13 protein-coding genes are annotated in these 14,015 nt (G+C 65.7%); 1 reads left to right on the top strand and 12 read right to left on the bottom strand.

The genetic code is table 11. The features are described 5' to 3' along the window. Nucleotides 1-41: 41 nt before the first annotated feature. From XI09_RS19330 to XI09_RS19280, 11 genes are all read right to left on the bottom strand, one after another. A complete protein-coding gene (locus XI09_RS19330; protein ID WP_271568250.1) occupies nucleotides 42-404 on the bottom strand; it encodes a hypothetical protein in 363 nt (120 codons plus the stop codon). Nucleotides 405-497: 93 nt separating this feature from the next. Further along, nucleotides 498-1,829 carry a serine--tRNA ligase gene (gene serS, locus XI09_RS19325; protein ID WP_271568249.1) on the bottom strand — a complete coding sequence of 444 codons (1,332 nt, stop codon included), beginning with the start codon at nucleotides 1,827-1,829 and terminating at the stop codon, nucleotides 498-500. A gap of 137 nt (nucleotides 1,830-1,966) precedes the next feature. Further along, nucleotides 1,967-2,779, bottom strand: coding sequence for a twin-arginine translocase subunit TatC (gene tatC / locus XI09_RS19320; protein WP_271568248.1), 813 nt, complete (start codon nucleotides 2,777-2,779; stop codon nucleotides 1,967-1,969). Next, nucleotides 2,776-3,273 (bottom strand): Sec-independent protein translocase protein TatB, encoded by a 498-nt coding sequence (gene tatB / locus XI09_RS19315; protein ID WP_271568247.1) that lies wholly within the window; start codon nucleotides 3,271-3,273, stop codon nucleotides 2,776-2,778. The genes tatC and tatB overlap by 4 nt, the downstream gene beginning before the upstream one ends. Before the next feature lie 89 nt (nucleotides 3,274-3,362). Continuing rightward, nucleotides 3,363-3,596 carry a twin-arginine translocase TatA/TatE family subunit gene (locus XI09_RS19310; protein WP_011087519.1) on the bottom strand — a complete coding sequence of 78 codons (234 nt, stop codon included), beginning with the start codon at nucleotides 3,594-3,596 and terminating at the stop codon, nucleotides 3,363-3,365. Nucleotides 3,597-3,761: 165 nt separating this feature from the next. Continuing rightward, the gene (gene scpB, locus XI09_RS19305) at nucleotides 3,762-4,502 is read right to left on the bottom strand and encodes an SMC-Scp complex subunit ScpB (RefSeq protein ID WP_271568246.1); all 741 of its coding nucleotides are present in this window, start codon (nucleotides 4,500-4,502) and stop codon (nucleotides 3,762-3,764) included. A 21-nt stretch (nucleotides 4,503-4,523) separates the two neighbouring features. Then, nucleotides 4,524-5,363 carry a segregation and condensation protein A gene (locus XI09_RS19300; RefSeq protein ID WP_092181313.1) on the bottom strand — a complete coding sequence of 280 codons (840 nt, stop codon included), beginning with the start codon at nucleotides 5,361-5,363 and terminating at the stop codon, nucleotides 4,524-4,526. Beyond that, nucleotides 5,360-6,388: a beta-N-acetylhexosaminidase gene (gene nagZ, locus XI09_RS19295; protein ID WP_271568245.1), complete on the bottom strand. Its 1,029-nt coding sequence runs from the start codon at nucleotides 6,386-6,388 to the stop codon at nucleotides 5,360-5,362. The genes XI09_RS19300 and nagZ overlap by 4 nt, the downstream gene beginning before the upstream one ends. Before the next feature lie 46 nt (nucleotides 6,389-6,434). Further along, nucleotides 6,435-8,003, bottom strand: a complete 1,569-nt coding sequence (locus XI09_RS19290) for an SPOR domain-containing protein (protein ID WP_271568244.1) — start codon at nucleotides 8,001-8,003, stop codon at nucleotides 6,435-6,437. A 141-nt stretch (nucleotides 8,004-8,144) separates the two neighbouring features. Continuing rightward, the gene (gene argS / locus XI09_RS19285) at nucleotides 8,145-9,935 is read right to left on the bottom strand and encodes an arginine--tRNA ligase (protein ID WP_271568243.1); all 1,791 of its coding nucleotides are present in this window, start codon (nucleotides 9,933-9,935) and stop codon (nucleotides 8,145-8,147) included. Nucleotides 9,936-9,944: 9 nt separating this feature from the next. Beyond that, a complete protein-coding gene (locus XI09_RS19280; RefSeq protein ID WP_271568242.1) occupies nucleotides 9,945-11,153 on the bottom strand; it encodes a deoxyguanosinetriphosphate triphosphohydrolase in 1,209 nt (402 codons plus the stop codon). Nucleotides 11,154-11,264: 111 nt separating this feature from the next. On the opposite strand from XI09_RS19280, the gene erpA reads away from it, so the two are divergent. Beyond that, the gene (gene erpA / locus XI09_RS19275) at nucleotides 11,265-11,594 is read left to right on the top strand and encodes an iron-sulfur cluster insertion protein ErpA (protein ID WP_011087527.1); all 330 of its coding nucleotides are present in this window, start codon (nucleotides 11,265-11,267) and stop codon (nucleotides 11,592-11,594) included. A gap of 4 nt (nucleotides 11,595-11,598) precedes the next feature. Here the strand turns inward: erpA and XI09_RS19270 are convergent, their stop codons facing one another. Further along, nucleotides 11,599-13,926 (bottom strand): ATP-binding protein, encoded by a 2,328-nt coding sequence (locus XI09_RS19270; RefSeq protein ID WP_271568241.1) that lies wholly within the window; start codon nucleotides 13,924-13,926, stop codon nucleotides 11,599-11,601. Nucleotides 13,927-14,015: the final 89 nt, after the last annotated feature.

The following is a 14,015-nucleotide window of genomic DNA, read 5'->3' as shown; positions in this document are numbered from 1 at the left end:
CCGGATGACGCCGACCTATTCGAGCCCGATGCCGTATTCAACTAGCAACGGATGCGCCATTGCGGCAGGAAGCGTGCGAGCCTGCCCTCGGCACGCAGCTTCATCGCCGGTACGACCGGACTCACGACAGGAGCCTCGATCACGCCGAGCGCCTCCAGCTGCGCAACGATCGGATCTGACGCCGGCGTCTGCGGAAAACGCTCGCGTGCCACCGTCAGCGCCTTGTCGAAATCCGTAGCATTTACGCCGGGCTTGGCTCGCCGGCTCTGCACGAGATCCTCGTCCCAGAGCCGCGCGATCTCGATGTCGAGCACGCCGCGCAGGCGCTGATCGACAGCCTGGATGCCGGTACCCGTCACCGCCCATTGTCTGCCGATCCAGAAGATATCGCGGTGCAAGGCCATGAACGGTGGATTCGCATTGACGGTGGCCGTCAGGATAACCGGCCGCCTGATCTTCGCAACCAAACGTTTCTGCGTTTCGGCGAGCAATACGCCTCAGTCGCGCGAGATCACCTTCAGACCACCCATGTACGGCTGGAGCACGCTGGGGACGGCGATCGAGCCGTCCTCCTGCTGATAGGTCTCCATCACGGCGATCAGCGCGCGGCCGACCGCGGTACCGGAGCCGTTCAGCGTATGCACGAAGCGCGGCTTGCCGTCCGGCCCGCGCGAGCGCGCATCCATGCGGCGCGCCTGGAAGTCGCCGCAGACCGAGCAGCTCGAGATCTCACGGAACATGCCGCCATCGCCCTGCCCGGGCATCCAGACCTCGATGTCATAGGTTTTTTGCGACGAAAAACCCATATCCCCTGCGCAGAGCGTCATCACGCGATAATGCAGGTCGAGCTTCTGCAACACCTGCTCGGCGCAGGACAGCATCCGCTCCAGCTCGTCCTTGCTCACGTCCGGCGTCGTGATCGAGACCAGCTCGACCTTGCTGAACTGATGCTGGCGGATCATGCCGCGGGTGTCGCGCCCGGCGGCGCCCGCCTCGGCGCGGAAGCACGGCGTCAGCGCGGTGAGCCGCATCGGCAATTGCTTCTCGTCGAGGATCGATTCGCGCGCGAGGTTGGTGAGCGAGACTTCGGCGGTCGGGATGAGACCGAGGCGCTCTGTCTTCAGCCGCTCATGGTCGGGTGAGGCGAGCAGCTCGCCCTTGATCGCCCAGAACTGATCGTCCTCGAACTTCGGCAACTGTCCGGTGCCGAACATCACCTCGTTGCGCACCAGGAGCGGCGGGTTGATCTCGGTGTAGCCGTGCTCGGTCGTGTGCAGGTCGAGCATGAACTGGCCGATCGCGCGTTCGAGGCGCGCCAGCCCTTTCTTCAGCACGACGAAGCGCGCGCCGGAGAGCTTTGCCGCCGCCTCGAAATCCATGTAGCCGAGCGCGGTGCCGAGATCATCATGCAGCTTCGGTGCGAACGCGCAGTTGCGCTTGTTGCCGAACACGTGGTGCTGCACGTTGCCGTGCTCGTCGACGCCATCGGGCACTTCGTCGAACGGAATGTTCGGAATCGCGGACAGCTCTTTCGTGAGCTCTTCGTCGGCGGTCTTCGCGGCGGCCTCGAGCTCCGGCATCGTGGTCTTGAGCTCGGCGACCTCGGCCATCAGCTTGGCCGCGCGCGCCTCGTCCTTGGCCTTCTTGGCGTCGCCGATTTCCTTGGAGGCCGCGTTGCGCCGCGCCTGCGCCTGCTCGGAGGCCAGGATCGCCGCGCGCCGCCTCTCGTCGATCGCGAGCAGCGCGGCCGACAACGGCTTCAGGCCACGCCGGGCGAGACCGGCGTCGAAGGCTTGCGGATTGTCGCGGATCGATTTGATGTCGTGCATGGCTGATTTCCCGTCATGGCCGGGTTTATCCCGGCCATCCACGTGTCTGCCGCCTTAGATCAAGTCGTGGATGCCCGGGTCAAGCCCGGGCATGACGAATCATAGGCTGAGCGGCGATATGATAGAGCGAAAGTGCCCTACTCGGCCGGATTGGCCGGCGTCGATACGTCGGTGCCGGTCGCGGCCTGCGAGGCCGCCGCCTTCTTCTCCACCATCGCCACCGCGATGATCGAGCCCTCGTAGAGCGCCAGCAAGGGGATCGCGAGCGAGCACTGGCTCAGCACGTCAGGCGGGGTCAGCACGGCCGCGATCACGAAGGCGATCACGATGAAATAGCGGCGCTTCTCGCGCAGCATCTTCGAGGTGACGATGCCGATGCGGCCGAGCAGCGTCAGGATCACCGGAAGCTGGAAGGCGATGCCGAAGGCGAAGATCAGCGACATCATCAGCGACAGGTATTCGCCGACCTTGGGCAGGAGCTGGATCTGCGCGGTCTCGTCGCTGCCGGCCTGCTGCATGCCGAGCGAGAAGCGGACCAGCATCGGCAGCACGACGAAATAGACCAGCGCCGCACCCAGCACGAAGAAGAACGGGGTTGCGACCAGATAGGGCAAGAAGGCCTGCTTCTCGTGCTTGTAGAGCCCGGGCGCGACGAACTTGTAGATCTGCGTCGCGACGATCGGGAACGAGATGAAGCCGGCGCCGAACAGCGCGAGCTTGAGCTGCGTGATGAAATATTCCAGCAGCGCCGTGTAGATGAATTTCGAGTTCTCGGGACCTGCGACCCACACGAACGGCCAGACCAGCACGTTGTAGATCTGCTTGGCGAAGAAGAAGCAGAAGATGAAGGCCACGCCGAAGCCGAGCAGCGCCTTGATCAGCCGCGAGCGCAGCTCGATCAAATGGTCCATCAGCGGGGCTTTGCTGGCCTCGATATCGGCGTCGCTCATGACGCTTTGGCGTCCTTGATCGCTTCGGATGGCGCGGTGTCCTGCGCAACGACCGGCGCCTGCTCGACCTCACGGGTGATGGCGAGCGGCTCGTTTACCGCTGCATGGGCTTCCGCTTCCACGAAGGTTTCCGGCGTCGGGGCTTCCGGGCTTGTTGGAGTCGCCGGCGTTTCAATGGCGGTCGTCGAGGACGTCTCGGCCGGCTTGTCGAGCGCATCGACGCGGAGCGCGTCGCTGACGTCCTTCTGGAGCGAGGTCAGCGGATTGAAGCCTGTGGCGGCTTCCTTGACCTCGTCAAAGCTCTTCTTGAGGTCGGCCATCTCGGCCTCGCGCATCGCTTCCTGGAACTGGCCCTGGAATTCGGCGGCCATCTTGCGGGCCTTGCCCATCCACTGTCCGACCATGCGCAGCACGCCCGGCAGCTCTTTCGGGCCGATGGCGATCAGGGCTACGACCCCGATCAGGACCAGTTCACTCCACCCGATGTCGAACATGAGGTCTTCCGTTCACGCCAGCAGCAAGCCGGCCCAATCCCTCGCGCGCAGGATCGGGGCCGCTACCCGCGTCTCGCGTGCTCTCTGGCTCAGACGGCCTTGCTGCCGACGTCGGAGCGTGCCGCGGTCGGCGCGGCATTGTGCTCGATGGACTTGGCCGGCTCAGGCTTGTCAGCGGGCTTGTCGTCGTCCTGCATGCCCTTCTTGAACGCCTTGATGCCCTGCGCCACGTCGCCCATCAGATCCGAAATCTTCCCGCGGCCGAACAGCAGCAGGACCACTGCGATCACCAAGATCCAGTGCCAAATGCTGAGTGAACCCATCCTGCAACCCTCCAAACGCGCATGGCCGAGGACCCGGCCGATCTTCACCGGAACGTAGGCTTCGCAGGCCTCAAAAACAAGGACCAAGGCAGCGCCAATTCGCTGTTGGCGTTACGTAATCTTGCTAGTGTTAACCGGTCGCAGGGGCCGCAGAGGGACGGGACGTCAGTCCTCGCTGCCGCCCTCACCGCCGCCCTCCGGCGTCTCGGGCTCGACCGCAGGTGCCAGCGCGAGATCGAGGTCCTCGCCCGGTTCCAGCGGATCCTCGTCCTCGCGCAATTGCGGGTCATCGGACGGCGTCGGCACGCTGAATCCGGTCGGCAGGCGCGAATCCAGCAGGCCCGTGCCCTTCAGTTCTTCCAGGCCCGGCAGATCACCCAGCTGTTCCAGGGTGAATTGCGACAGGAAGTCCTCGGTGGTTCCGAAGGTCAGGGGACGGCCGGGCGTCTTGCGCCGCCCGCGCGGCTTGATCCAGCCGGTCTCCAGCAGCACGTCGAGCGTGCCCTTCGAGGTAACGACGCCGCGGATCTCCTCGATCTCGGCGCGCGTCACCGGCTGGTGATAGGCGATGATCGCCAGCACCTCGATCGCCGCGCGCGACAGGCGGCGGGTCTCGGTGCTTTCCCGCGTCATCAGCCAGGCGAGATCGCCCGCGGTGCGGAAGGTCCATTTGTTGGCGACGCGCACGAGGTTCACGCCGCGCGAGGCATAATCGGCCTGCAACTGCTCGAGCGCGGCCTTGACGTCCACGCCATCAGGCATGCGCTTGGCCAGCGTCGCGGTATCCAGCGGTTCACTCGACGCAAACAGCAGCGCTTCCAGCAGCCGCAATTCTTCAGGACGTGCCTGGGATTCGTTCTCCATCGGCTCGGCCTCGTCTACCCGCACTTCAGCCAGGCTTGCCATGGCAGATTCTCCTTCTTGCACTTAAGCGACCGGCGCATCGGGCGCAGGAGCTGCGTCAGGGACCGGTTTGGGGCGCCCCTTCCGGAAATAGATGGGCGCAAACGCCTCTTTCTGGTTCAGCTCGAGCTGACCTTCCCGCACCAGCTCAAGCGCGGCGGCGAAGCTCGAGGCGAACACCGTCGCCCGCTGCGTCGGATCGGCGACGTGCCGGATCAGGAAGTCGTCGAGCACGCCCCAGTCATCTTGCTCGCTGATGCTGCCGACCAGCCGTTCCAGCGTGGCGCGCGCCTCGGCGAGCGACCACACCGTACGCTTGGCCAGATGCACGCTCGCCAGCACACGTGACTGGCGCTGTGCGGCATAGGCGGTGAGCAGGTCGTACAGCGTCGCGGTGTATTTCGGATGCTTGATCTCGGCGATCTGTTCAGGCTCGCCGCGCGGGAAGATATCGCGCTGCAATTGCGGCCGGTTCATCAGCCGGTTGGCGGCTTCGCGAATGGCTTCCAGCCGACGCAGACGGTTGGCAAGCGCGGTCGCCATCTCTTCAGCGCTCGGCCCTTCCGCGCTCGGCGGCTCCGGCAGCAGCAGGCGCGACTTCAGGAAGGCGAGCCACGCCGCCATCACGAGATAATCGGCAGCAAGCTCCAGCCGGATCTTCCGCGCGGCTTCGATGAAGTGGAGATACTGGTCGGCCAGCGCCAGGATCGAGATCTTGGCGAGATCGACCTTCTGCTGCCGCGCCAACGCGAGCAGGAGGTCGAGCGGGCCTTCATAGCCCTCGACGTCCACCACCAACGCCGGCTCACCCTCGGCGAGCTCTGCGGGCCGCCCGGTTTCAAACGATAGGATTTCTGCGGTCATGCGGATGCCGTGTTTGCCCGTGCGATCAATGCGTCCAGTTCGGCGCGTGCGGCCGCCCGATCGAGTGGCTGCGGCGCCTTGCGCGCCGCGAGCGCGGCTGTCGCCCGCTCCAGCGCCCTGCCCGACAGTTCAGGCGTCTGGCCGGCGACTTCGCGCATCTCCTCGATGTTGCCGTTGCAATGCAGAGCCATGTCGCAGCCGGCCGCGAAGATGGCGCGGGTCCGATCGGCAATGCTTCCCGCCAGCGCGTTCATCGACACGTCATCACTCATTAACAAACCCTGGAACCCGATTGCGCCGCGAATCACCTGAGCAATCATTGTCGCAGATGTCGTCGCCGGATGGGCGGGGTCGACCGCGCTAAACACAACATGTGCAGTCATGGCCATCGGCAGGTCCGCCAGCGGCTTGAACGCCGCGAAATCGGTCCGCTCCAGTTCATCTCTGGGCGTGTCGACGGTCGGCAGCTTGAAATGGGTATCGGCGGTGGCGCGGCCATGGCCGGGAATGTGCTTGAGGACCGGCAGCACGCCGCCCTGCTCCAGGCCGTCGGTCACCGCGCGTGCGATCGCTGCGACCTTGCCGGGTTCGGTGCCATAGGCCCGGTTCCCGATGACGGCATCGGCGCCCGGCACCGGCACGTCAGCCAGCGGCAAGCAATCCACGGTAATGCCGAGGTCAGCGAGATCGGCCGCGATCAGCCGCGCGCTGAGGCGCGCCGCGGTGAGCCCGAGCGCCGAATCACTGTCGTACAGATTCGCGAATACGGCGCCCGGCGGATAGACCGGCCAGTGCGGCGGGCCCAGTCGCTGCACCCGTCCGCCCTCCTGATCGATCAGGACGGGAGCGTCGGGCGCGTTCGCAACCGTCCGCAATTCTGCAACCAATGCAGCAACTTGAGCCGGCGTCGCGATGTTGCGCTTGAAGAGGATGAAGCCCCATGGGCGCTCGGCACGGATAAACTCCCGCTCGGCGGCGGTCAGTTCCGTTCCGGATACGCCGGTAATGAAGGCCCGCGTGCTCATAAGGGCCGATTAACCCTGCCCCGCGAGGGGGTCAAGGAATCGGCCGTTAATTCCTCTGGACGAAGCAGGCCGACAGGCCAGCGGACTTGAGGCTGTTGCAAGCCTGCGTCGCTTCCTCGGCCGAGCCATAGGGCCCGGCGAAGGCGCGATAGACGATTCCCTTGCCCTTGTCGGTGAGATCGACCCGCTTGATCACCGGCGAGCGCGATCCGAGCACGCTGCCATATTTGCTCTGAAGCACCCGGTACGACGCGGCGGCGCTGTCCTCGCTCTGCTGCGAGGAGACCTGCACAACGTAGCCGCCACCGCCGTTGCTGGCGGGCGCGAGCTGCGTCGGGTTGGTCGCCGCCATCCGCTGCGGCGGCTCGGCTGCGGGCGCCGATTGCGGTGCCAGCGAGAGCGGCTGGTTGGCGCTGGCATTGGCCGAGGTCGGCGGCGTGCGCGGCGCGGCCGGTGCAGCCGGTGCGGCGACCGGCTTCGGCGGAGTTGCAGTTGCCGGCCTGGCGGCAGCGGCCGATTGCGGCGCGGCGCTATCGGTCTGATCGCCCCTCACGGCCACGGTCCGGATCGCGCGCGGCGAATTGTTCGGCAGCGTACCGTTGCTTGGAATCGGACCCGCGCTCGCCGGCGGAATCGTGGACGGCGAGACGCTCGCCACCGGCGGCGGATTCGCATTCGGGTTCAGTGGCGGGAACACCACGCGGGGACCGCCCGCCTTGGCATTGACGTCGACAGGCGTTTCCTCGCGCGGCACGATCTTCTCGGTGCCATCGCCGACGACCATGCGATCCGGCACCTTGGCCGAGGAATCCGTCGGTGCGGGCACGATCTTGGTCGGCGTATTGTCTGCCTTGATGATCGGCGGCTCGCCGCTGCGGGGCGAACCGACATAGGTCTTGTAGGCAAAGGCCGCGCCGGTCCCGACCACGGCAAGCGCCAGGATCGCCGCGACCGTCATCATGCCGCCGCGCTGCTTCTTCGGCTCGTCGAGATCGGCCTCGGGATAGTCGCTCTGGAATGCGTAGGGATCGTCCGGATAGGCCGGATCGCGCTGATAGTCCTGCTCGCCCGTCTCCAGCTTGCCGTAGAGCGCATCGTCATAGCGCGACGGATCGGGCTGCGCGTATGGCTCCTGGTAGGCCTGCTCCTGCTGATATGCCTGAGCTTGATAAGGCTGATCCTGATAAGCGTGATCCTGATAGGCCTGCGGCTGATGGAAATCAGGCTCGGGCGCGGTCGGCTGGACTGAATAGCGATGCAACGGATGAACCGGGTTTACGGAGACGGGATAGTCAGGCTCCGGCGCGGGTGCCGGCTGCGGCTGCACGTTGGCGCGCCGCATCCATGAGGGCGGCCCGGGCGGAGCCGACGGGGCCTGCTCGGCATAGTCCTGCTGGTAATCGTCCTGGCGATAATCGTCTTCCTGATAGCCCTGGGCGGGCGCCGGCGCTGCCGGCGGGCGCGCGGTGGGCCGCCCCTGCGCTGCAAATGGATCGGTCTGTCCGATCAGACGGGCGAGCTCGGCCAAGGGATCATTTTCCGCCTTCCCATGCTGATCGCCGCCGCGACCATAGTCATCGGAAGGAAACGGTCTGTCCTGATATCGTTCGGCCATCGTGATGATGCGTCCCTTCGGGAAAGCCGCGCGCCCCCTCGACCAAGGCACGGCTTTCAACCCACAAGGCTGTCAACCAAGTCTAAGCGGTCCGGCTTCTGCCGGTTACCCCCGAATTCCCCTTAAGTAGTTCGCCCCAAACTACCGCATCTCGTCCGGGGCATGGACGCCGAGGATGGCGAGGCCCGATGCCAGGACCGAGACGACGCCCTGGACCATGGCCAGTCGCGCCTTTGTTAGATCTGCATCATTATTGATAATGAAGCGTAAATAGGGCAAATCGCGCCCCTTCGTCCAAAGTGCGTGAAATTCGCTCGCTAAGTCATAGAGATAAAAGGCAATACGGTGCGGCTCATGGGCCGCGGCGGCGGCTTCCAGCATCCGCGGATAAATTGCGAGGCGCTTGAGAAGGTCGAGCTCCACGGGGTCCGACAGCCGCTCCACGGCCGACTCACCGAGCCAGGCGATGCGCTTGGCGGTATCCTCCGGCAGGTCCGGGAACACCTCGGCCCGCGCGTTGCGGAAGATCGAGTGACCGCGGGCGTGGCCGTACTGGACGTAGAACACCGGGTTATCGCGCGACTGTTCCATGACCTTGGCGAGGTCGAAGTCGAGCACCGCGTCGTTCTTCCGGTACAGCATCATGAAGCGGACGGCGTCCTGGCCGACTTCATCCACCACCTCACGCAAGGTGACGAAGTCCCCGCTCCGCTTCGACATTTTCACCGGCTCGCCGTTACGCAGCAACTTCACGAGCTGGACGATCTTGACGTCGAGGGCGCCCTTGCCGGAGGTGGTCGCCTTCACCGCCGCCTGCATGCGCTTGATGTAGCCGCCATGGTCGGCGCCCCAGACGTCGATCATCTCCGCAAAACCACGGTCGAACTTGTTCTTGTGGTAGGCGATGTCGGAGGCGAAATAGGTGTAGGAATTGTCCGACTTGATCAGCGGACGATCGACGTCGTCGCCATAGGCGGTCGCCCTGAACAGCAACTGCTCACGGTCTTCCCAGTCCTCGACCGGCGCCCCCTTCGGCGGCGGCAGGCGGCCTTCGTAGATGTCGCCCTTGGCACGCAGGAAGTCGATGGTCTCGGCGACCTTGTTGTTGCCGCTCTCGATCAGCGAGCGCTCCGAGAAGAACATGTCGTGGCGGATATTGAGGGCGGCGAGATCGTCCTTGATCTCGTCCATCATCATCGCAATCGCCTTGGCACGCACGGTCGGAAGCCATTCAGCTTCCGTCATCGCGCGCAACTTGTCGCCATGCTCCTTCGCCAGCGCCTGCCCGACCGGCTTCAGATAGTCGCCCGGATAGAGGCCTTCCGGAATCGCGCCGATATCCTCGCCCAGCGCCTCGCGATACCTCAGGAACGCGGAGCGCGCGAGCACGTCAACCTGCGCGCCGGCATCGTTGATGTAATATTCGCGGGTGACGTCGTGGCCGCCGAACTGGAGCAGGCTCGCCAGCGCGTCGCCGAACACGGCGCCGCGGCAATGGCCGACATGCATCGGCCCGGTCGGATTGGCCGAGACGTATTCGACATTGACCTTGGAGCCGCCCTGAACGCGGCCGTAATCGGCGCCCTCGCGCAGCACCGTCCGCAGCGCTTCGGCCCAGGCGGCGGGCTTCAGCGTCAGGTTGATGAAGCCGGGACCGGCGACATCGACCTTGGCGATCAGCGCGTCGGCCCGCAGCCGCTCGGCGATCTGCTCGGCGAGATCGCGGGGCTTTGCCTTTGCCTCTTTCGCAAGCACCATAGCGGCGTTGGTCGCCATGTCGCCATGGGAGGCATCGCGTGGAGGCTCGACCACCACGCGCGAGAAATCGATGCCCTCGGGCCAGCTGGCATCCGCCGCGAGCGCGCGGCAGGCGGCGTGCACGCGTGCGAGCACGTCGGCGAACAGGTGCAGGGATGAGGATGTGTCGGGCATGGCCGCCGCCTAACGCAAATCCGGGGTCGAGTCAAAGAGCCGCTGATGCTCGGTCAGGGCGAAACGGTCGGTCATTCCGGCAATGAAATTGCCGATCCGCCGGGCCCGGTCGCCCTCATTGTCCGCCTCCGCCCCCAGCAGCCATTCCGGCGGCAGCTCGGCCGGCGATTTCAGGTATTTCGCGAACAGGTCGAACAGGATCTGTTCGGCCTCCCCCATCACCCGCATCACCCGCTTGTGGCGGTACATGTGCTGGTAGAGGAAGCGCTTGATGGCGGCCTCCTCCTCGGCGACGTCAGCGGGAAACGCGATCAGCGCCCGGCTCTGCTGGCGCACGTCCTGGGCCGATTGCGGCTTGATGGCGGCGAGGTTCTTCTGCGCCTCCGCAAACACCGCGCCGATCAGGTGCGAGATCAGCTCGCGCACCAGCTCGGCGCCGCGCCTGACATCTTCGAGATCGGGATAATGCGCCGAGGTTTCGGCGATGATCTCGGCTGTGAGCGGCATCACCTTGAGATCGTCGAGATCGAACAGGCCGGCGCGCAGACCGTCGTCGATGTCGTGGGCGTCATAAGCGATGTCGTCGGCGATCGCCGCGACTTGTGCTTCGAGCGAGGCGAAGCTCCATAATTCGAGATCGTAGACCTTGATGTAGTCGGCGATGCCGACGGGAATGCCATGCTCGCGATAGTGTCCGACCGGCGCGCCGCTGCGATCGGTCAGCGGGCCGTTGTGCTTGACGATGCCCTCCAGCGACTCCCAGGTCAGATTCAGCCCGTCGAATTCGGGATAGCGGTGCTCCAGCGCCGCGACGACGCGCAAGGCCTGGGCATTGTGGTCGAAGCCGCCGAACTCCTTCAGGCAGGCATCCAGCGCCCGCTCGCCGGCATGTCCGAACGGCGGGTGGCCGAGATCGTGCGCGAGCGCCAGGGTTTCCGTGAGGTCCTCGTCGAGCCCGAGCTGCCGGGCCAGCGCGCGGGCGATCTGGGCCACCTCGAGCGAATGGGTCAGCCGGGTGCGGTAGTGGTCGCCCTCGTGGAACACGAACACCTGGGTCTTGTACTTCAGGCGGCGGAACGCGGTGGAGTGGATCACCCGGTCGCAATCCCGGCGGAACGGGCTGCGGGTCCGGCTCGGGGGCTCGGCGACCAGCCGGCCCCGGCTGCGATCGGGGTCGCAGGCATAGGGCGCGTGGGGGGCTGCCATTCCGACGGACACGGCGAATTTAGTCCCTATCCATTTGATTCTGCGTATGGTGGCACTTAACTATGCCGGATGCGGGATACCAAATGAATTGGGTATGACGCCGCCGACGATCGGAGACCTGAAATGACGACTGCCGTGACCATCAGTGACCGGGCCGCACGCCGGATTGGGGAGATCCTCAAGGGCGAAGGGTCAGGCGCGATGCTGCGCATCTCGGTCGAGGGCGGCGGCTGTTCCGGCTTTCAGTACAAGTTCGATATCGACCGCGACCGCACCGACGACGATCTCGTGATCGAGCAGGACAATGCGGTGGTACTGGTCGATTCCGCCTCCCAGCCGTTCCTGGCGGGGTCGCAGGTCGATTTCGTGGATGACCTGATCGGCGCCTCGTTCCGCGTCAACAATCCCAACGCTACCGCGTCCTGCGGCTGCGGGACCAGCTTCTCGATCTGAGCGCTTACGCGCCGGTGATCTGCCTTTCTTCCTCGGTCCACTCGACCTCGACCGGCATCAGCTCCGGCTGAAGCGGCGCGTCGTCCGACGCCACGTGGTCTAGTGCCCGCAGCAATGCCGCGACCAGCGCGGGCTTGCGCAGCGGCTTTGCCAAAAAGTCCGACATGCCCGCCTCGCGGCAGATCTTGACGTCTTCGGGGAAGGCGTTGGCGGTGAGTGCAATGATCGGCAGGGCTTCGAAGCGGCCGCCTTGCGCGCGAATCGCCCGGGTTGCCGCAAGACCGTCCATATCGGGCATGCGCACGTCCATCAGCACGACATCGTAGTCGCCCTCCGAGGCCGCCGCGACGGCCTCGACGCCATCGGTGACGACGCGCAGCTCGACGTCGAAGGCACCGAGCATCTTGCTCACGACCATGCGGTTGACGGCATCGTCCTCGGCGACCAGCACCCTCAACGGCCGGTCGAGTTCGGCGATACGCACCTTGAGCTCGTCGGCCTCGTCGCGGCCGGCCGCCTGGTCGGACGCCGGCGCCTGGCTCCAGGGCAACACCAGGGTGAAGCGGAAGGTCGAGCCCTCGCCCGGCGTCGAGGTGACGCCGATCGTGCCGCCCATCTGCTCGATGATGCGCCGGGAGATCGCAAGCCCAAGCCCGGTGCCGCCGAAGCGCCGGCTGATCGAGGCGTCGGCCTGCGCGAAATCGCTGAAGAGCTGGCCGAGTTTTTCGGGGGCGATGCCGATGCCGCTGTCCGTGACGGTCCATTCGACGGTCGCCAGCAGGTCGCGCCGCGCCTGGCAGGTGGCCGAGATCGTCACCTCGCCTTCGTCGGTGAACTTCACCGCGTTGGACGCGAGGTTGAGCAGCACCTGCCGGATGCGCGCGACGTCGCCGCGCAGCGTCGGCGGCAGGTTCGGATCGAGCTCGACCTTGACCGTGAGCCCCTTGCTCTTGGCGCTGGCGCGCACGACGGTCGCGACCGTCTCGACCAGCGCCTGCGGTGCGAAGTCGATCGCCTCGAATGCGAAGCGGCCGGCCTCGAGCTTGGACAGATCGAGGATGTCGTTGAGGATACGCTGCAGATTGTCGCCGGACTCGCGGATCGTGATGACGGCCTCGCGCTGCTCCGGATCGAGCTTGGTTTCGAGCAGCATGCTGGCAAGCCCGAGCACGCCGTTCATGGGCGTACGGATCTCGTGGCTCATCACGGCGAGGAAGTCGGACTTGGCGCGGCTCTCGGCCTCGGCCTTTTCCGCGCGCCAGCGCTCGGTCACGTCGCGGCCGAAGCCGCGATAGCCGAGGAACTGGCCGTCGCGGTCGTAGGCCGGCTTCGCGGTGAGCGACCACAGCCGTGCCTCGCCGCCGGCAACGACCTTGAGGTTCATCTCGTGCAGTGGCTCGGCATGTTCCATCAAGCCGACGACGTTGTAGGCCGCGCTCTTGTCCTCGGGGCAGAGCATGTCGAGCACGTCGGCGAAATGCGAGCCCTTCAGCAGCGGAAGCGGCAGCTGCGCGACATCGGCGAAGCGCTCGGGCACGTCGACCAGGTGTCCCTCGGCGTCGGTCTGCCACAGCCAGTCGCTGGCGTTCTCCTGGAAATCCTTCAGCAGCAGCGAGATGATCTCGGTCTGCCGCTCGAGCTCGAGCTGGGACTTGAGATTGCCGAGGAACAGGTTGCCTTGCGAGACGATGTTGCGCGCCATGAAGAACGCGAACAGCAGCAGGAACACCGCGGTCACCAGATACGGCCCGGCGCCGCACAATAGCAGCGCACCGACGCAGCCGACCGTCATCGTGGCGAGATAGACGAGGCCGACGCGCGGGAAGGTCGAGAGCGTGAACGCGCCGCCGGACATCATGCCGACCATCAGGCAGGCCAGGAGCAGCTGGCTGGTCGGCTCGATGTGGCTGAACAGTGCGAGTGGCAGCGTGGCCCAGATCGCGGCGAGGAAGAATGCCTGCCGCAGCATATGCCGTGCGGCGCGGGGCGAAGCCTCCTGCGGCGGGTTCCGGTACGACCGCCGCCATGAACGGACCGCGAGCGAGGCGGTGGCAGCGAGCGTCAGGCCCCAGATCGCGAGGAAGTCGTTCCAGCCCCTGCCCCAGAACAGGATCAGCACGATGGCGACGTTGAGCATGGTGACGGCCATCGTCACCGGGATCAGCCGCGTCACCGCGTCGATCTGCTTGGCGCGGATCCGGCCAAGCTCGCGCTCGCTGAGATCGGCGACCAGGCCGTCCTCGATCTCGAAGCCACCGAGCCAATACAGGAACGCGCCGACCAGCCCGTCGCGCGGCTCAGCTCGTTGTGAAGTTTCGACCCGCCAACCCATCCATGGAACCTTTTCCGTATCAATGGCCTGAGGCCCGCTTAAGCCGGGTTAATTTTGTGGGAGATTTTGCGGCGTCCTTGACGGGGGCG

It is taken from the genome of Bradyrhizobium sp. CCBAU 11386, assembly GCF_028128955.1.
GTDB lineage: Bacteria > Pseudomonadota > Alphaproteobacteria > Rhizobiales > Xanthobacteraceae > Bradyrhizobium.
Note: the sequence above shows the minus strand (reverse complement) of the source record. Positions and strands in the feature narration are given on the sequence as shown.

Bases quoted from the DNA above. Each gene is read 5' to 3' on its own strand.
- tatC (WP_271568248.1), bottom strand. From the start codon at position 2,779: ATGAGCGACGCCGATATCGAGGCCAGCAAAGCCCCGCTGATGGACCAT.
- XI09_RS19270 (WP_271568241.1), bottom strand. From the start codon at position 13,926: ATGGGTTGGCGGGTCGAAACTTCACAACGAGCTGAGCCGCGCGACGGG.
- tatB (WP_271568247.1), bottom strand. From the start codon at position 3,273: ATGTTCGACATCGGGTGGAGTGAACTGGTCCTGATCGGGGTCGTAGCC.
- erpA (WP_011087527.1), top strand. From the start codon at position 11,265: ATGACGACTGCCGTGACCATCAGTGACCGGGCCGCACGCCGGATTGGG.
- XI09_RS19290 (WP_271568244.1), bottom strand. From the start codon at position 8,003: ATGGCCGAACGATATCAGGACAGACCGTTTCCTTCCGATGACTATGGT.
- XI09_RS19300 (WP_092181313.1), bottom strand. From the start codon at position 5,363: ATGACCGCAGAAATCCTATCGTTTGAAACCGGGCGGCCCGCAGAGCTC.
- serS (WP_271568249.1), bottom strand. From the start codon at position 1,829: ATGCACGACATCAAATCGATCCGCGACAATCCGCAAGCCTTCGACGCC.
- scpB (WP_271568246.1), bottom strand. From the start codon at position 4,502: ATGGCAAGCCTGGCTGAAGTGCGGGTAGACGAGGCCGAGCCGATGGAG.
- argS (WP_271568243.1), bottom strand. From the start codon at position 9,935: ATGCCCGACACATCCTCATCCCTGCACCTGTTCGCCGACGTGCTCGCA.
- nagZ (WP_271568245.1), bottom strand. From the start codon at position 6,388: ATGAGCACGCGGGCCTTCATTACCGGCGTATCCGGAACGGAACTGACC.
- XI09_RS19310 (WP_011087519.1), bottom strand. From the start codon at position 3,596: ATGGGTTCACTCAGCATTTGGCACTGGATCTTGGTGATCGCAGTGGTC.
- XI09_RS19330 (WP_271568250.1), bottom strand. From the start codon at position 404: ATGGCCTTGCACCGCGATATCTTCTGGATCGGCAGACAATGGGCGGTG.